The organism is Desulfosarcina sp. (assembly GCF_055467485.1).
The window spans coordinates 18,137-35,974 of sequence record NZ_JBUOIV010000016.1 but is presented as its reverse complement, the minus strand read 5'-3'; the positions used below and the strand labels follow the sequence as shown (position 1 = coordinate 35,974).

General features: G+C 58.4%; 18 protein-coding genes. 8 read left to right on the top strand and 10 right to left on the bottom strand.

Annotated elements, in window-relative coordinates; all coding sequences use genetic code 11:
* Positions 1–2 precede the first annotated feature (2 nt).
* The 7 genes from ACZCED_RS09960 (at position 3) to ACZCED_RS09930 (ending at position 5,274) form a co-directional block, all read left to right on the top strand.
* On the top strand, positions 3–434 hold the full coding sequence (locus ACZCED_RS09960) for a hydrogenase iron-sulfur subunit (protein ID WP_464860715.1): 432 nt from the start codon (positions 3–5) through the stop codon (positions 432–434).
* 1 nt (position 435) lies between these two features.
* The gene (locus ACZCED_RS09955; protein WP_464860714.1) at positions 436–1,383 is read left to right on the top strand and encodes a 4Fe-4S dicluster domain-containing protein; all 948 of its coding nucleotides are present in this window, start codon (positions 436–438) and stop codon (positions 1,381–1,383) included.
* A 74-nt stretch (positions 1,384–1,457) separates the two neighbouring features.
* On the top strand, positions 1,458–2,522 hold the full coding sequence (locus ACZCED_RS09950; RefSeq protein WP_462969504.1) for a 4Fe-4S dicluster domain-containing protein: 1,065 nt from the start codon (positions 1,458–1,460) through the stop codon (positions 2,520–2,522).
* A gap of 15 nt (positions 2,523–2,537) precedes the next feature.
* Positions 2,538–3,383, top strand: a complete 846-nt coding sequence (locus tag ACZCED_RS09945) for an FAD/NAD(P)-binding protein (RefSeq protein ID WP_462969505.1) — start codon at positions 2,538–2,540, stop codon at positions 3,381–3,383.
* Positions 3,384–3,553: 170 nt separating this feature from the next.
* Positions 3,554–3,871, top strand: coding sequence for a TusE/DsrC/DsvC family sulfur relay protein (locus ACZCED_RS09940; protein WP_462969506.1), 318 nt, complete (start codon positions 3,554–3,556; stop codon positions 3,869–3,871).
* Between the two features lie 174 nt (positions 3,872–4,045).
* On the top strand, positions 4,046–4,441 hold the full coding sequence (locus ACZCED_RS09935) for a secondary thiamine-phosphate synthase enzyme YjbQ (protein ID WP_462969507.1): 396 nt from the start codon (positions 4,046–4,048) through the stop codon (positions 4,439–4,441).
* Complete coding sequence (locus tag ACZCED_RS09930) at positions 4,438–5,274, top strand: nitrilase-related carbon-nitrogen hydrolase (RefSeq protein ID WP_462969508.1); 837 nt, start codon at positions 4,438–4,440, stop codon at positions 5,272–5,274. Before ACZCED_RS09935 ends, ACZCED_RS09930 begins: the two co-directional genes overlap by 4 nt.
* Before the next feature lie 87 nt (positions 5,275–5,361).
* Here ACZCED_RS09930 and ACZCED_RS09925 read toward each other — a convergent pair whose 3' ends face one another.
* The 5 genes from ACZCED_RS09925 to ACZCED_RS09905 all read right to left on the bottom strand — a co-directional run bounded on the left by ACZCED_RS09925 (position 5,362) and on the right by ACZCED_RS09905 (position 12,396).
* A complete protein-coding gene (locus ACZCED_RS09925; RefSeq protein WP_462969509.1) occupies positions 5,362–5,760 on the bottom strand; it encodes a DUF2914 domain-containing protein in 399 nt (132 codons plus the stop codon).
* A gap of 134 nt (positions 5,761–5,894) precedes the next feature.
* A complete protein-coding gene (locus tag ACZCED_RS09920; protein ID WP_462969510.1) occupies positions 5,895–6,590 on the bottom strand; it encodes a YkgJ family cysteine cluster protein in 696 nt (231 codons plus the stop codon).
* A gap of 20 nt (positions 6,591–6,610) precedes the next feature.
* On the bottom strand, positions 6,611–9,745 hold the full coding sequence (locus tag ACZCED_RS09915; RefSeq protein WP_464860713.1) for an efflux RND transporter permease subunit: 3,135 nt from the start codon (positions 9,743–9,745) through the stop codon (positions 6,611–6,613).
* On the bottom strand, positions 9,738–10,994 hold the full coding sequence (locus tag ACZCED_RS09910; protein WP_462969512.1) for an efflux RND transporter periplasmic adaptor subunit: 1,257 nt from the start codon (positions 10,992–10,994) through the stop codon (positions 9,738–9,740). Before ACZCED_RS09910 ends, ACZCED_RS09915 begins: the two co-directional genes overlap by 8 nt.
* A gap of 19 nt (positions 10,995–11,013) precedes the next feature.
* A complete protein-coding gene (locus tag ACZCED_RS09905) occupies positions 11,014–12,396 on the bottom strand; it encodes an efflux transporter outer membrane subunit (protein ID WP_462969513.1) in 1,383 nt (460 codons plus the stop codon).
* 640 nt (positions 12,397–13,036) lie between these two features.
* Between ACZCED_RS09905 and ACZCED_RS09900 the strand changes: the two genes are divergently transcribed.
* Positions 13,037–13,267, top strand: coding sequence for a KH domain-containing protein (locus tag ACZCED_RS09900; protein WP_462969514.1), 231 nt, complete (start codon positions 13,037–13,039; stop codon positions 13,265–13,267).
* A 46-nt stretch (positions 13,268–13,313) separates the two neighbouring features.
* On the opposite strand, the gene ACZCED_RS09895 is transcribed toward ACZCED_RS09900, so the two are convergent.
* The 5 genes from ACZCED_RS09895 to ACZCED_RS09875 all read right to left on the bottom strand — a co-directional run bounded on the left by ACZCED_RS09895 (position 13,314) and on the right by ACZCED_RS09875 (position 17,821).
* Entirely contained in the window at positions 13,314–13,490 is a 177-nt protein-coding gene (locus tag ACZCED_RS09895; protein WP_462969515.1) for a hypothetical protein, read from the bottom strand.
* Between the two features lie 424 nt (positions 13,491–13,914).
* Positions 13,915–15,093 (bottom strand): iron-containing alcohol dehydrogenase, encoded by a 1,179-nt coding sequence (locus tag ACZCED_RS09890; RefSeq protein WP_464860712.1) that lies wholly within the window; start codon positions 15,091–15,093, stop codon positions 13,915–13,917.
* 17 nt (positions 15,094–15,110) lie between these two features.
* Positions 15,111–15,878, bottom strand: coding sequence for a tryptophan synthase subunit alpha (trpA, locus tag ACZCED_RS09885; RefSeq protein ID WP_462971882.1), 768 nt, complete (start codon positions 15,876–15,878; stop codon positions 15,111–15,113).
* Positions 15,871–17,097, bottom strand: a complete 1,227-nt coding sequence (trpB, locus tag ACZCED_RS09880; protein ID WP_464860711.1) for a tryptophan synthase subunit beta — start codon at positions 17,095–17,097, stop codon at positions 15,871–15,873. Before trpB ends, trpA begins: the two co-directional genes overlap by 8 nt.
* The gene (locus tag ACZCED_RS09875; protein WP_464860710.1) at positions 17,090–17,821 is read right to left on the bottom strand and encodes a GntR family transcriptional regulator; all 732 of its coding nucleotides are present in this window, start codon (positions 17,819–17,821) and stop codon (positions 17,090–17,092) included. The genes trpB and ACZCED_RS09875 overlap by 8 nt, the downstream gene beginning before the upstream one ends.
* Positions 17,822–17,838: the final 17 nt, after the last annotated feature.

The following is a 17,838-nucleotide window of genomic DNA, read 5'->3' as shown; positions in this document are numbered from 1 at the left end:
GCATGTCTGACTGGGAACCGAAAATCGTCAGTTTTCTCTGCAACTGGTGCAGCTACGGGGCAGCGGACCTTGCCGGTGTCGGCAGAATGCAATACCCGTCCAATATCCGGGTAATCCGCATTCCCTGCACGGGCCGCATGGACCCGAAGTTCGCCCTGACGGCGCTGCGGGAAGGGGCCGATGCCGTGTGGGTCAGCGGGTGACATCCCGGCGAATGCCATTACCTGGAAGGTAATTACTACGCACGACGGAAATTCACCCTGTTTAAAAACCTGATGGAACTGATGGGCATCGAGCCGGACCGCCTGCACTTCTCCTGGATCTCTTCGGCGGAATCCACCAAGTTCGTGAACGTGGTCAAGGAAGTGACTGAAAAGGTCAAAGCCATCGGGCCTAACACCCATTTCATCAAAAATACGGCCAAGGTAGCATAACATGGTAGGATACACTGAAAAGATAAGAGAGATTGCCGGTCGGCTGCTCAAGGAATGCACCGTGGATATGGTCATCGGATTCCGCAAGGGAACCATGCCCATGATGAACGAACCCTGCTTTGCCACCACGCCCGATGCGGTCGACACTTTGGTGTGGGACAGCAACTGCGGCATCAACCTGGCCAATTATCTGACCAACCGGAAAGAAAAAGTGGCTGTGATCGCCAAAGGGTGCGACTCGCGCAACATCGTCACCCATATCCTCGAAAACAAGATCAAGCGCGATCAGCTCACCATTATCGGTGTTCCCTGCACGGGGATGATCGACAAGCGCAGGATCACCGGCCTGGTGAAGGGTGAGATCCTCGAGGTTGCCGAAACCGAAACCACCATCAAGGTCAAGACTGCCGATGCGGAGACCCTCTTCGACAAGGCCGAAGTGCTCCAGCAAAACTGTGCGCTGTGCATCCACCGCAACCCGGTGATCGTGGATGAAAGGGTGGCCGATGCGATACCGGAGCAGGCGGTCGCCGACCGCTATGCGGACATTCGCAAGATCGAAGAGATGAACTCCGAAGACAAATGGCGGTTTTTCGATGACCTGCTGTCGCCTTGCATCCGCTGCTACGCCTGCCGCAACGCCTGCCCGCTGTGCTATTGCCCCACCTGTTTCGTGGATGAGGCCAAGCCCCAATGGATGGGCAAGGGCCAGGATCCCATGGACGTGCGAACGTTCCATTTTCTGAGGGCCTACCACTGCGCCGGCCGATGCACCGACTGCGGTGCCTGTGAACGGGCCTGCCCGGTGGGCATCAACATGCGGCTGCTCACGCGCAAGCTGGAAAAGGACTGTCAGGAACAGTTCGGTTGGGAAGCCGGGCTCTCCCTGGATCAGCGTCCGGCACTGGATGTTTACCGAGCCAATGATCCTGAGGCCTTCATCAAATAGATGATGGCGAAAGGTCCCGGGGGGCTGCCGTGCCCCCGTCTGCAACTTTCTTTAAGGCTGTAAAGGTTAACGCTATGACGCTCGTTAGAATCGACAAAAAAAACTGGACCGAGGGATTGACGGCCGCCGCCGATGCCTACCGGTTGTATGGGCCGGCCAAGGAGAAGGACTACCACCAGTTCAAGGAACTGGAAAAGGGCGAAATGCCGGATCTTGACATGGTGAACACCCGCCTGTCGCCCAAGGCACTGCTGTTTCCCCAATCCGAAGATATGCTTGAATACTCGTTGGACGAGTCCCGGGACGACCACCACATCATGAAAGAGGTGCCAAGGGACGACGCGCCCCGCGCCGTGGTCGGCATCCGGCCCTGCGATGCCAAAGCGACCGAACTGGTGAAACTGAACTTCGACACCCCGGACGTCAAAGATCCGTATTGGCTCAAGGCCTACGAGGCGACGACCTTCGTCGGGGTGGCCTGCGACACGCCGCTGTCCACCTGTTTCTGCACCAGTGCCGGCTGTGGGCCCTACAACGCGGACGGCCTGGATATTCTGGCGATGGAACGCGAAGATGGCTTTCTGGCCAAGATCCTCACCGACAAGGGCCAGGCCTTCGCCGAGGTCGCCGGCTGGAACCAGGCCACCCCCGAAGCAGCCGAAGCCTTCATGGCCGCCAAGGATGCCGCCGAAGCGCGCATCGTCTCCAAAATCGAAGCCGACAACCTGGCCGACACCGATCTGCTGGAGCTGCATGGCGCGCCCTTCTGGGAAGATCTCGCCTTTGCCTGCCTGAACTGCGGCACCTGCACGTTCTCCTGCCCCACCTGCTGGTGCTTCGACATCCAGGACGAGGTTCACGGCAAATCCGGTGTGCGCATGAAAAACTGGGACAGCTGCATGTTCCCCATCTTCACCGTCCACACCACCGGGCACAACCCCCGGGACACCAAAACCCAGCGGGTCCGCCAACGCTTCATGCACAAGCTCAAGTACTTCGTGGACAAATACGAAACGGGCATCATGTGCGTGGGCTGCGGCCGCTGCGTTCGCCAGTGCCCGGTAAATATCGACATCCGCCGGGTGTGCGAAAAGATGAACAGCTTCAAACCTGCAGACGCCTGCGCCGTGCAGGGTTGATAGAGGGAGGAACACGTGCAAAATCCATATTTACCCTATCCGGTCCGCATTGACGACATCACTGTCGAGGCCGAAGACAAGAGCCTGAAGACGTTCAAATTCGTCTTCCTCAACGAGGGCGACGAAGAGAAGTTCGCTTACCGGGCCGGCCAATTTGCCGAACTGTCCATTCCCGGCAAGGGGGAAATACCCATCGGGATCGCCTCGTCCCCCGTTGAAAAAGGGTTTGTCAAGTTCACCGTCAACCGTGCCGGTGTGGTCACCACGCACCTTCACAACATGAAGGTCGGGGACATCATGGGGTTGCGGGGACCGCTGGGCAACTGGTACCCCTGGGAAGGTCTGGAGGGTAAGAACGTACTCATCGTCGGCGGCGGATTTGCTTTCACCACCTTGCGTTCATCCATCGTCTATATGCTGGATCCGTCCAACCGGCCGAAATTCGGCAACATCGACGTGGTCTACGGCGCCCGCTCACCGGGCATGCTGCTGTACAAAAACGAGCTGGTGGAATGGGAGAAGCGCGATGACATCAACATGCACATCACCGTAGACGCCACCGACGATCCCGACTGGAAGTACAACGTGGGCTTCGTTCCCCCCATCACGGAGCAAAAGGCCCCCCAGGGAGGTGACGACACCTATGCCATCGTCTGCGGCCCCCCTATCATGATCAAATTCACCCAGCCGGTGCTCGAGAAGCTGGGATACGCCCATGACCACATCATCATGAGCCTTGAAAACCGCATGAAGTGCGGATTCGGCATGTGCGGTCGCTGCGGCATCGGCAAAGAGCTGGTCTGCAAAGACGGGCCGGTGTTTACCCTGGATCAGATCAATAAAACACCCAGGGAATATTAACCGGCCATGACCGGCAACGGTGGTTTGAAGTTGTTTTTGACACCGCTAATTTTTGGATTTCGTATTGACATAAAAGACTTAATCCGTTACTAAGCGTAGATTCTATAAGAGAACTTAAACGGCAGTGTGCCGGAAATACTAACAAATCTGTAAAGGGAGGATTGAGTAACATGCCGACTATCGAATTTGGTGGGAAAAGCTTCACTGTAGATGAAGACGGTTTCATCGATGACTACACCAATTGGTCACAAGAATGGGTGCAGTACGTAAAAAAAGAAGAAGGCATCGATGAACTGAACGACGAGCACAAGAAAGTCGTTGAAGTGCTTCGCGAATACTATGAAAAGAACGGCATCGCCCCCATGGTCCGCGTGCTTTCCAAGGTGACCGGCTTCAAACTGAAACACATCTATGAGCTGTTCCCCTCCGGACCCGGAAAAGGAGCCTGTAAAATGGCGGGGCTTCCGAAACCCACGGGTTGTGTCTAATCACACCGAACCCAGCTTAAAAAAAGGCTCCGCTTTACACCAAGCGGGGCCTTTTTTTGTGATCAGGCCGACGGTTGAAGGTTTTCGGGCCGTATCCGGCCTGAAAACCATAAGAGAATCGTTCGCCGCCCCCCCTTCGGCCTGCAGGCTAAACAGACGACAAGCGAGGCCCCGGTGCGCCTATCCGTAAAAACCCATTCGCAGACGGAAATGATCGACGTCACCCCGCTGGTTCAGCAGCAGGTGACTGAAAGCGGAATGGACAGCGGCCTTTGCATGGTCTTCGTCCCCCACACCACAGCTGCCGTCACCATCAACGAAAGTGCCGATCCGGCCGTTGCCCGGGATATCCTGATGGTGCTCAACAAGATCGTACCGTGGAAAGAAGCCTACCGGCACACGGAAGGCAACTCCCCCGCCCACCTGAAAACCTCGATCATCGGATCATCGGAAACCATTGCCGTCGAAAAGGGCCGACTGGTGCTGGGTACCTGGCAGGGCATCTTCTTTTGCGAGTTCGACGGGCCCCGGACCCGCAAGCTGGATGTCCGGCTGCTTCGGTCACAATGAAAGACATGCGCATCGCGGCGGTGGTCTGCCGGTGTCCGGTGGGTCAGGTCAAACACAACCTGGAGCGGACCCGGTACTGGACCCTGCGGGCCAGAAAAGAGGGAGCATCGCTGGTCTGCTTCCCCGAGCTCAATCTTACCGGCTACAGCAACCGGGAAGAAATTGCCGACCATGCCATTAATGCCCGTGGATCGGAGATCGAGACGCTGGTTCGTCTATCCGTCGATCAGCAAGTCGCGCTGCTTGTAGGGTTTGCTGAAAGATCCGAAGACGGAAGGATTTTTGCCAGCCACATGGCAATCACCCCGCAGGGTCGGACCGGTGTCTACCGGAAACTCCACCTGGCCCCACCGGAAGCGGATCATTTCAGCCCCGGTGAAACCCTGCCGGTGTTCCGCTGGTCAGGAGTCCGTTTCGGTATCCAGCTGTGTTACGATGCCCACTTCCCCGAACTTTCCACACGGATGGCAGAAGCCGATGCCGACATGATCTTCATCCCCCATGCCTCGCCGCGTGGCCAGGCGACGGACAAGCATCAGTCGTGGATGCGTCACCTGCCCGCCCGGGCATTTGACAACGGCCTCTTCGTGGTTGCCTGCAACCAGGTCGGAAACAACCAAAACGGCCTGGTCTTTCCCGGCAATGCCGTGGCATTTTCCCCATCCGGCGAGATCATCGAGGCACGACTGTCAGGCGAATCAGGAATGCTGGTGGCCGATTTGACGGCCGACCAACTCAGCCATGTCCGCAATCACCGGATGCGGTACTTCCTGCCCAATCGGCGCCCCGGGATTTACAGCATGGCACCGACGGTGGCCGACCTTGACGATTGATCCCCGATTCACCACGGGCATTGCCGATTCTTCTCGGTGAGCCGCACCGTCTCCGGATCCGGCATGCGGACTGAATGATGCCAGTGACTACTGAACGAAGAAAATAAGGCTCTCCAACGGCGTGCCGTCTTTGGAAAGAACTTCCACCATCCACTCACCCGTCCATTCCGGAAGCAGCGTTTTCGAACTCCAGGTTCGCCATTCACTCGTGCGTACCGGCAGCACCACCGATGCCTTCAGGACACCCTTGTAGTACCAGTTGTGGGTGATCTCGGTCTCCGCCTGGGCGCCGTCGATCCGGGTAAAGCAATAGACCCGCTCGGTTCCGGCAGGGATCACGTCACCGGAACCCACGGGCATCCGGTCCACGATCTCCTGGCAGACCACGGCCTGGGACACGGTGATCTCCTGGGCCAAGGCCCCGGCAGAAAAAAGAGCGACCAGTGTCAGGGAAACGATCAAGGTCAATACGTGACGGGTGTTCATCTGTCCCTCCTGTTCGAGCACGTTGAGCGATTAACGTTCTGGTTTCATGTAAAACAGGTTTCAGCCCTTGTTCGAGGGGCTGGGACCGTCGGTGGGCCAGGTTTATAGCAGGTTGGCAAGGGTATGGCAAATCGTCAGCCGATCGGCTGCTCTCTGGAGAATGCCGGTGTGACTGCCAATTCGTATACCCCGTTTTTCTTGGCCAATTCAATGTCAAACATCTTGATCGTGTCGCAAAGCGGGCGCCCGAAAACAAAATCCAGCATCCGGCTGTCGAGGCCCCCTTTTTCCACCGTCAGCCGACGGACATGGGCATCAAACCGGAGGATTTCCAGAATCGCCTTTTCCTGTTTCAACCGGCCCTCGTGGATCCCCGCTTCCACCCGGGCATGAAGTGCTTCATAGTTGCAGCGCCGCTCATGGTCTTCGATCAGGTCCCAGAGGCCATTGACGCCCGACAGCAAATCCTGCCGCGCCAGCCGGGTCTTGTCATAGACCGCTTCGATGCGCCGGGTGTCCCGACAGTTCAGCGCCCGGCATTCCAGGGGACGATGCGCATAGATCCCGCACCCTCGGGTTGCCCGGTCGTAAAACAGGCAGGTCCATCTGTCGGCGCACCCTTTGATTTTGATGATCTCTTCGGTCAACGGGACGAGGTCGCCCTTGAGGTTGTCACGGACCCGTTCACCCCGCCGAATGGTAAACAGACATCGGGCCGGAATACGGCCGTCATCGATCATGGGCCGGTCCTCCCGGTGCAGGGATGGCCCGCCCTTTTCACAGCAGGTGCCGCAACGTTGGCATGGATACGGGGAGCGTTCAGGGTTCATTGCATGGCCACCGCGCTTATCTATGGATTTGCATCGCAGGTCTCGGACGCCCCCATCACCTGGCGCAGATCTTCCACCACCATATACAGGCAGGGCACCAGGACCAGGGTGATCACCGTGGCGAACAGAATGCCATAGCCAAGAGAGAGTGCCATGGGGATGAGAAAACGCGCCTGGCGGGACGTCTCGAACATAATCGGCGCCAGGCCGCCGAACGTCGTCAGGGTAGTGAGCAGGATGGGGCGGAAGCGGTGTATGCCCGCATGGTGAATGGCATCGTGGCAGCTCTCACCGCCCTGCCGCTTACGGTTGGCAAAATCCATAAGCACCAGCGAATCGTTGATCACTACCCCCGATAGGGCCACCACGCCGAACATGCTCATCACACTCAGGCTGTATCCCATGATCAAGTGGCCGATCACCGCCCCAACGATGCCAAAGGGGATGCAGATCATGATGATCACCGGCTGGATAAAACTGTTGAAGGGAATGGCCAGCATGGCATAGATCACCAAAAGGGCCATCATCAGGCCCCGCATCAGACTCTGCATACTCTCGCGCCGATCCGCCTGACGGCCCTCGAAGCTGTAGGTCAAGCCGGGGTATTTGTCCTGAAGGGCCGGCAGGGTCTCTCCGGTAAGGGCGCTCAACACCTGGTCGGTCTGGCTGCGGGGTCGGACATCGGCGGTCACGGTCACCACTCGCCGGCCGTTGCGCCGTTTTATGGTTGTGTAGGCTCTGCCTCGCTCGATGTCCACCGCTTCCAGCAGCGGTATCTCCTTGCCGGCCGGCGTGCGCAGGATCATCTCCTCCAGGTTGTGCTCGGACACCCGTTCATTTTTTGGCAGACGAACCATCACCTTGACTTCATTGCGTCCCCGTTGCTGACGCAGGGCTTCGGCCCCATAGTAGGCGTGACGGAGCAGCCTGGCCACCTCCTGGGCTCTGAGGCCAAGACTGCGCGCTTCAGGGCGGATTTTGAAATCGATCTGCTGTTTTCCCGGCGAATAGCCGTCATCGATATCGGTCACGTTGGGAAAGAAGCTCAATGACTCGGCGACTTCCGCGCTGGCTTGAGCGAGCGTCTCCTCCTTGCGATGACTCAGCTCGACGGCAATGGCCGCCCCGCGTCCCGGCCCGCCGGCATCCGACTCGAATTTGAGCGACTCCAGTCCGGTGAGGTGCCCGACCCGATCCCGCCACAGCGAAGTCAACCGGGCCGTAGACAGGGGCCGCACGTCTGGGGGTGTCAGGTAGATGCGCACCTCTGCCCAGTTGCCGTTGATTTCGGCGAAGATTCCCTCGACCAGGTCTGTGCCGCCGTGCTCGGCGGTCAATTGCTGGGCCGTTTTCACCAGGGTCTGCTGAACGGCTTCGGTTTTCTGAACGGCCGTGCCATAGGGCAACACCGCCGTGGCCATGGCGTAGTCGGATTCGATCTTGGGAAACAGTTCGAAGCCCATCCGCCCGCTTTTCACGTAACTGAGTGTGAGCATCAGCACCACGGCACCGATGCTGATGGCAACGTAGCGATGACGCAGGGCCAGATCGAGAAAGGGGCCGTAGCGAGTATGGACCAATTGGGCAAAACGGTCGCTGAAGCGCTGCTGTTGCCTAAGCACCCAGCCGAAAAGACCGGTTTCGGGACGGGGTTTGCGATGGCCGATATGGGCCGGCAAAATCAACAGGCTTTCGATGAGGGAGACGGCGAACACGGCCACTACCACCACGGGAATCTGGTGAAACACCTTGCCCATGAAGCCGGAGACGAAAAACAGCGGGGCAAAGGCCACGATGTTGGTCAGCACGCTGAAAGTCACCGGCATGGCGATTTCGCGGGTGCCCGCCACCGCCGCCTGAAGCCAGGGTTTCCCCGCCTGGCGGTGGTGGTACATATTTTCACCGGCCACAATGGCGTCGTCCACCACGATGCCCAGGGTGATGATGAAGGCGAACATGGAAATAATGTTGATGCTCACCCCGGCCGCCGGCAGGAAAAACAATGATCCCAGGATGGAGATGGGAATGCCCAGGCTGACCCAGAAGGCCAGGCGCGGTTCCAGGAATATGGCCAGCAGAATGAACACCAGCGCGAGCCCGAAATAACCGTTTCGCAGCATCAGGTCCATGCGCTGGCGATAGATGTCGCTGCGGTCGTTGCGGGCCACCAGGTCGATGCCAGGCGGCAGGTCCGGCCGGATCTCGGCCACTTTTTTCCGGACGGTATCGGAAACCTCCAGCGGGGTTTGGTCACCGATGCGGTAAACGTCGACGAGAATGGCCCGATGGCCGTTGTAGGTGGCGAACCGGTCCGTATCCTCGAAACCGTCCTTCACCTCGGCGATGTCCGCCAACAGCACCTGCGTGCCGTCATTGGTGGTTATGATGGGAATACGACCGAACTCAGGCCCGAAATCCCTCCGTTCGGTCATGCGCACCAGCACATCCCCACTGTCGGTTTTAATGGACCCGCCGGGCAGTTCCACGGCCGCCCGCCGGATGGTCTGGGCGACTTGCTCCAGGGACAACCCGTAGGTCCTCAGTTTGTCCTGGGGTACGGAGATGCTGATCTCGTAGTCCCTTATTCCGGAAAGCTCCACCTGGGTAATACCCGGATCCTGAAGCAGCCGATCACGGACCATCTCCGCCGTCTCCCGGAGAATCGGCTCCCCATGGTCGCCGAAAAGCGCCAGCGAGACCACGTAGCGCCTGCGCTGGGCAATCGTTACCCGGGCGTCCTCTGTCTCTTCGGGAAATGAGGTAATCCGGTCCACCGCATTCTTGACATCCTGGGCGACCCGCTGGATATGCTTACCCTCGATTACCTCGACGGTCACCGTACCGGAGCCTTCCCTGGCCACCGCGGTAACCTGTTTGACATCGTCAAGGCCTTGAACGGCCTCTTCGATGGCCAGGATGATGCCGCGCTCCACCTCTTCAGGACTGGCCCCTGGATAGGACACGGAGACCGTCACATAGTCCAGCTCAAAGTCGGGAAAGACCTCTTTTTTGATCTGGCCGGCGAAAATCAGGCCGCCCACCAGAAAAACCACCATCAGCAGGTTGGCCGCTACCGAGTGCCCGGCCATCCATGCAATGGGGCCGTATCGGCGGCGATCACTGTCGGGGGCAGGATTGAGAATCGGGTTATCCATCTGAGTTTACGCTGCTTGGAGGGGTTGGCAAAGATTCGTCCGCTGGCCCGGCATCGCTCTCTTTCAACGGCAACCCGTCGACCGGTGCGGCGAGGTCGGAAACGATGAGTCGCTGGCCGGGAACGATGCCGTTTTTCATCAGCACATGATCAGCATCGCGCCATACGGTCTCCACTGGCATGATCTTCAGGGTTTCGTCATCGGTGAGCAGCCAGATGGTGCTGTTGTCCCGCAGGGCACTTCTGGGGATGCGATAGACATCTGTCAGCCGCTGTCCCTGGATAATTACCCTGACGTACTCACCGATCAGCATGGGTGGAACGCTCTCCCGGGTCCTGGTATTCAACCCGAGCGGGTCCTTGACGGACACGAGGATACGGGCCATGCGGCCGTCGGTTTCCAGGTCGCTGAGCAATCTGGCCACCCTTCCCTGCCGCTGGTTGCCCCGGTAGACGATCGTGACCGATGCGCCTTCTTCCGCATTGGTCCGCGGGATATGGATCCATGCCAGTCGCTCCACGGGCAGTGACACCTGGATCCAGTATTCATCGGTGCCCACCAGCTGGGCCAACGGATCCTGGGTGGAGACCTGGGAGCCCACGTTCACGCGGGTGCTGCGCACGACGGCATTGAAGGGTGCGAAGACATCGGTTCGAGCCAGGCTCAAGCGCGCCTGTTCGAGTTCTGCCTGGGCAGCCGCCAGGTCGGACCGGGCTTTGGCCAGATGAGGTTTTCGAAGGGCCAATTCCTCTTCCTGCGCATTGGTTGTTCGCTCGGGGTAGAGCAGCGACCATTCCTGCCGGGCCACATCCTGGTAGCCCATCTCCACCTGGAGCGCGTATTGGGCGTTGACCACGGCGCTTTCCTTGCGGGCAATGGCCAGCTCGTAGTCCTCGGCGTCGATCTTCAGCACCCTTTCTCCGGCGCGGATAAACCCGCCCTCGACGAACTCTGGATGAATCAATTGAACCGCTCCGGGCACCCGGGATTTCAGGGTAATCTCCCTGGCCGGAACCACCGAACCCATGGCCGCGACGGTCACCTGGTGGCTGTCCGGAAAAAGAGGCTGGGTCTTGACCAGGGCAACGCTGCGCTCCGGCGGCCGTTTTTGGGCTTGAGGCGCTGTCTTTTTGATGTAGCTGGCACCGGCAATGCCGACCATTATGATCATGGCGCAAACGATCAGTGTCCGCACCCAGGATTTACCGCTGGCACGGACGGGTTCGGTTTTATCTGGCTGGTAATCCATATCTCTGTCCAATTTCGTCTTATCCCCGGTGCCCATTTCCCATAGCGGCCTCCGGCGGTTCGGTGTCCCCGATCCAACCGCCGCCTAACGCGCGGTGCAAAGCGATGCGATATCGAATCAGCGTCTCCTGCTGCCGGATCAAATCCCTTTCGAGATCCTGAACGGCGATCAGTTGGGTGAGGACCGGCAGGTAATCGCTCAACCCTCGCCGATACCTCTGGATGGCCTCTTCAAGCCCTTTGCGGGCCGCCGCCATCACTGATTCAAGCCCGCTGATATGCTCCCGCTGCCGGTTTTCGCTCTCCAGGGCATCCTCGACCTCTTTGACGCCGGTCAATACCGCCTGGCGGTAAAACCAGAGGCCTTCATCCGCCTGCGCCCGGGCCAGGTCCACCTCCGCCGCGCGCCGGCCGCCGTCCAGAATAGGTGCCGTCAGGTTGGCGGCCAGGCTCAGCAACCAGGTATCGAAGAGCAAGTCCAGGTCGCTGCGACCGTATTGTGCACCGGCGGTCAAGCGAAGCGCAGGCAGGCGGTTGGCCCGGGCAGCCGCCACTTGCCATTCGGCAGCCTTCAGGCGCATGCCGGCCGCCCTGATATCGGGCCGGTTGGCCAGAAGATCGGCAGGCAGGCCCAATGCCGGAAGCCTGCCGACAACCGGCATGTCGGTTTGCCTCAAACTGAGATCCGCCCGCGGCGGCAGCCCCAGCAGCACGGCCAGCTCATGCATCAACAACTGGGTTTCGGCTTCCACGAGAGGGATTCTCGCCCGGACGTTTTCCACCACCTGTTTCTGCTGGTAGACATCCAGGGCGGAAACCATGGCTTTGCGGAAACGCAGTTCGATCAGGTTTAAAAAAATCAGATTGTTCGCCAACTGCTTTTCCAGAAGCTGCTTCTGCAGGCGTTGGGAGATAATCCGCACCCAACGGTCGGCCACTTCGGCCGACACCGTGATACCGGCCGTCTGCAGGTCCGCCTGGGTCGCCTCCACGTTGATCCGTGCCGCTTCCTGCTGGCTTCGAAGCCTCCCCCACAGGTCCAGTTCGTAGTTGCTGACCAGACCCATCGCGTAATTCCCGTCACCTTCGGAACCGCCGGAAAGGGTTTCTGATCGACGCCGGGTATATTCGACGGAACCGGTCGCAGCCAGATCCGGGTAACGCGCTGCGCCGGCCAGAACAGCCAGTGACCTGGCCTGTTGAAGCCGGGCCCAGGCTTCTTTCAGCGTAAAGCTGTCGGATAGCGCCGTATCGATCAATCGACTGAGTTCCGTGGAACCCATGGATTGCCACCACAACGAGGACGGATTCGGTTCTTCGCCGTACAGGGAATAGGCGCCGGGAATTTTACCCGCCGCATCCGGCATCACCGACGGCTGATAAGGGTTGCAGGAAAATAACATCCAAACACCCAAAAGCAAAAAATACCGGTGGTGGTAACCGTTTTTCATATGCTGACGCACTTTAGGCATTATCCGGCAAAGCAGCTCCAAAGCTTCTTTGCCATTTGCGCTTTCCACCTTCCAAGGAAGGTGATGACCGATCCACATTAAACCTTGCCCGCGACAAGCGACGGGGTTAACGCTCGCTGCCGCCGTTCGATCCATTTCAATTGCCGGCATCACCAAATGCCACACACAAAATAATCGTGATCAGGCCGGCCACAAGGTCAATTAGTTGATTTATCACCGCGGATAAGTGGAAACAAGCGCAAACCAACCCGATTTAGGATTCCAGCCGCCGGAAGCGGTCATCGGGTCGGTCGGTTTTGCAGACCGGTGACCGGGTAGGAACGGTTTTTCGCGACAACTTTTTTCATAAACCACTTACTTTAATTAAGTGGTATTTACGAATTTTTTTAGTATTGTGATTTGCTTTAACTCATATATAATTTACCTGACTGCAATTAATTCTTTGATTCAAGATGACAAATCGACTGGAACAGGTCCATGCGTGGAAACGCAGAAGGATCTTTGTACCCTATTGAATGGGCGCGGGAACTCAATTGGACACAACGGCGGGATTCACTGAAAGGAAAATGCGATGAAAGAATTAGTCACCTATATAGCACGGTCACTGGTGGACAAACCCGAGCAGGTTTCCGTAGCGGAAGTGGAAGGAAATCAAACCACCGTTTTGGAACTCACGGTGGCCAAAGAAGATTTGGGGAAGGTCATCGGCAAACAAGGCAGAACGGCCCAGGCCATGCGAACCATTTTGGGTGCCGTCTCTTCAAAGGTTAAAAAACGAACAGTTCTTGAAATCATCGAATAGCGGCATTGATGCACCGCCTGTTGATTGTATGCGTGCATTCGTAAATTCAGCGGATACAGGCTTCGCTTTTAGCGATTGCATCTAAGAGTACAATATCCAGAAGTCCGATCTCATCTTTTCCCATCGGAAAAACATTGGCCCTTTCCTCTTCGAGAGAAAAGGGCTTTTGTTTTCTCAATCGGGAGAAATCCTCATCGCATCTGGCTGCCATCATGTTTTTCATATGTTGTAGTCCCATTCCCGGCATTATGGTCGATGGTGCTTCATCACCATACCATCAATATCGTGTGCCTGTTACAATGCAACGTGCATACCACAATCCCGAATGACTCCAACATTTTGAAATATTTATAATTACTTTTAATTCTCATTCGAAGTGCACCGCCAAATTGTTGGCGGAGAGGCATTTTCCAAGCATTTATTCACTGAACCCACCTAAATTTGCACAGATTGGCCGGAAAAGCGGGCAGGATGCTGGCGTCTTTTAAATAAACAGGCGGAGGGACGCTCCAATCAGCGCCAGTTTTCGGAGCATAAAGGAATGAAAGGCCTCAGGACGATTTCCCGGAAAATGGTCAGGAACTAGTAAACCCTCCGAGATGCGGGGTTTTCGATCCATATGAGAAAAAACCGGATCTTATACCCGCTCAGCACCGATCCTGAATCATCCGGCCAATCTGATCGGCGGACAGCGGCAGCGGATTATTCTTGTTGGAAGCCGCCTTCATCAGATAGTCGACATGGGCAGAAGTCAAACCGAACTGCCCCAATCGGGGAATGTCCAGCAGATCGAGCCATCCGTACAGGCAATCCACCAAATGGTGACAGCAATCCAGGGGATCTTCCTGTCTGGCGCCGAATAGTTTGCCGATGCGGGCAAATTTTCCGACGGCCGTGTCGCTGAGTGGCGGATGCATGGCAGCCAGATTCCCGACGGTGGCCTTCACCGCATAGGGCAGCAAATTGGCGCAGGCGACGCCGTGGGGAATCGACAGGACACCGCCCATGGGCCCGGCCACGCCGTGCACCACGCCCAAGCCCGCATTGGCCAGCGTGACGCCGGATAAAAAAGCCCCGTAGGCCACGGCGCCGCGGCAGGCGGTATCTGCGGCACCCTTGCCGCAGGCGTCGGGAAGCGCCGGGATCAGGTGCCGCATCCCGTCCATGGCCATGGCATCCGTCAAGGGCGAAGCCTTGGTGGAAACATAGGCTTCGATCAATTGGGTCAGGGCGTCCATGCCGCAGGCCGCAGTCACCGGTGGTGGGGCGGAAACGCACAAACGGGGATCCAGAATGGCCAACCGGGGGACATAGTTGTCATGCCGCAGGGATTTCTTGAAACCGCCGCTTCCCACCCGGGAAATGACCGCATTCTTGGTTGCTTCGCTGCCGGTCCCCGAGGTGGTGGGCACGGCAACCACGGGCACGGACTCACCCGATGGCGTTCGTTGACCGACCCCTTCCAGAAAATCGACGACCGACCCATTTTCCTTGAGCATGGCGGCAATGGCTTTACCCGCATCCAGCACACTGCCGCCGCCGACGGCCAGGACCACATCGACATGCTTACCCTTCAAATCAGCCACTGCCTGGTCGACTGTGGCAGGGGACGGTTCCCCGGCAACGCGGCATTGAAGCGCCTTGACGCCAAACCCGTTGAGATCGTCCAGTATCCGGGATAGGTGGCCGGATCGCTCGATCGCACTCGATCCAACCACCAGGACCACCGTACGGCCGAAAGATGCCGCGATTTTTCCGAGCCCGCCGACGGTTTCCGGACCGAGGATCAACTGCGGCATCCTGGAAAATCTGAAAGCTTGAATCATGGTCGCACCTGATCTGTCTATCCGCCGACAACCTGCCGGATGAATTGTCCCATCGCCTCGACCCCCGCGTCTTCAACGACCCTCAGTGTCTGGGAGCCGATAACGGCAATATCCGCCTTCCCCGTCAAAAATTCAACATCCGTCCTGTCTTTGACCCCGAACCCGAGCGCCAGAGGCAAATGCGTGGCCGCCCGGCATCGCGCTAAGTAGTCCCCGATCTGCCGGGAAAATTCCGTCTGGTCGCCGGTGACCCCCTTACGGGCCACACAGTAAACAAAACCGTCGGCCACCCGGGCGATGGTTTTCATGCGCGCATCGGAGGTGGTGGGCGAGTAGATGAAAATGGGAGATAGGTCGTGCCCGCCCATGGCGGCCAGATAATCGGCGGCCTCCTCCGGCGGCAGGTCCGGCACGATGGCCCCTTTGAGGCCCGCGGCCCGCATACCCTCGGCAAACGGCTCCACGCCGTGCTTGAACAAAATATTGTAGTAGGTCATGTATAGAAAGGGGATGGGAAACTGCCGGGCCACCGTGCGGCCGAAATCCAGGCATTGGTCCACCGTGGTCCCGTTGGACAGGGCGGCCTGGTTGGCTTTCAAAATCACCGGGCCGTCGGCGATGGGTTCGGAAAAGGGGATCTGCAGTTCCATCAGGTCCACCCCGGCCTCGACCATGGTGCGCACGATCTCCAGGGAGGCCGCAAGAGACGGATACCCGATGACGATGTGGGTCATCAGCAAAATCTTCTTCTCGGCCAGCCGCGAGCGAATGTATGTTTCAAGCATGGTATTGTTTGGCCTTTTCAATGATGAATTGTTTCCATTTGGGATCGTTAAAGGCATCGGCGATGGTGAAGATGTCCTTGTCTCCCCGGCCGGACTGGTTGATCAGGATCGTCTCGTCGGGCGACATCCCCGGCGCCTCCTTGAAGGCCCGGGCAAAGGCATGCGCCGACTCCAGGGCCGGGATGACACCCTCCTTTTTCATGGTCAGACGCAACGCTTCGACCACCTCATCGTCCGTGGCCCCTTCGAAGCGCACGCGTCCTTTCTCCTTCAGGTCCGACAGGATCGGCGAAACGCCGACATAGTCCAGGCCGGCGGCAATCGAGTGGGTCTCCCTCATCTGGCCGTCCCCGTCCTGCAGAAAATAGGTCTTGTACCCCTGGGCCACGCCCACGCTGGCATCATTTGAGCAAAGCCGCGAGGCGTGTTCGCCGGAATCCAAGCCCCGGCCGGCGGCCTCGACGCCCACCAGTTCGACATCGTCATCGAAAAACCCGGAAAAGATGCCCATGGCGTTGGATCCGCCGCCCACGCAGGCAAACACCCGGGAGGGCAGCCGCCCTAAGGTTTCCATGAACTGCCGGCGGGCCTCCTTGCCGACGATGGACTGGAACCAGGAGACCATTTCCGGAAAAGGATGCGGCCCGCAGACGGTACCCAGCACGTAGTGGGTGGAATCCATGTTGGTCACCCAGTCGCGGAAGGCCTCGTTGATGGCGTCCTTTAAAATCCGTGTGCCGTCGGTCACCGGCACCACCGTGGCGCCCAGCTGCTCCATCCAGAAGACGTTGGGGCGCTGGCGCTCGACATCCACCTCGCCCATGTAAATGGTACAGTCGAAACCGAAGCGCGCGGCCATGGTGGCCGTGGCCACCCCGTGCTGGCCGGCCCCGGTCTCGGCGATCACGCGGGTCTTGCCCATGCGTTTGACCAGCAGCCCCTGCCCCATGACGTTGTTGGCCTTGTGGGCGCCGGTGTGGTTGAGGTCCTCGCGCTTGATGAAGATCCGGGCTCCGCCGAAGTGGCGCGTCAGGTTCCGGGCATCGGTGATCGGCGTCGGCCGGCAGGAATAGCTGGACATGAGCTGTTCGTAGTCATGCCAGAAGAGCGGATCGTTCTTGGCGTCGTTGTATACCCCTTCCAGTTCGTCGAAAGTGGCGACCAGGATCTCGGGTAGAAACGCCCCGCCGAAGTTGCCGAAATAGCCTCGCTTAATCATGGCTCAGGCCTCCAATCTGCTGAGAGAAAACAAAGGTGTCCGTATTGCAGTAAAGCACCGAGAAAACGGCGTTGCGCGACTGCTTGAAATTGAGAAGCCGGTGGACCACCAGCACCGGCGTGTCGATATCTATCGCCATGACCGTCGCTTTCCCGGCATCCAGGCAGCCGATGCGGAAGGTCTGCCGCCCCCCCACCGGTCGCATGTAATAGCTGGATTCTACCACCTGGGACAGGGATTGCCCGGTGAGATCGATCATCTCAATGCCTTTGAACAACACCGGGTGCAGATAAATCTCTTCCAGCAGCACCGGCACACCGGCCACCCGGTTCAACCGTGAAAGAAAAAAAGCCAACCCGCCTGCAAATGGGTTCTCCGCATCAGGCGCAACTTTTACCCGCTTGGTTTTATCGAGCAGTTGAACCTCGACGGCGATCCCCTTTTTGTGGAAAGCCGAACTGGTGCCGGCCAGGGAAAAGAGGTCGATCTCCTGCTCCGGTGCACGCACGTAGGTCCCCGACCCCCGCCGCCGGGACAGCAGGCGCTTGCGCACCAGCACGTCGATGGCCTGGCGCACCGTGGGACGCCCGATGCCGTAATCCTTGGCCAACTGGGGCTCCGATGGAATGCGCACGCCCGGCGGGTATTCGCCGGAACGGATCCCCTCCATGAGGATGTCGGCCAACTGGTGATATAATGGGATGGGTGACTGTGGATTTAGCATTGAATCTCCTGACTTCA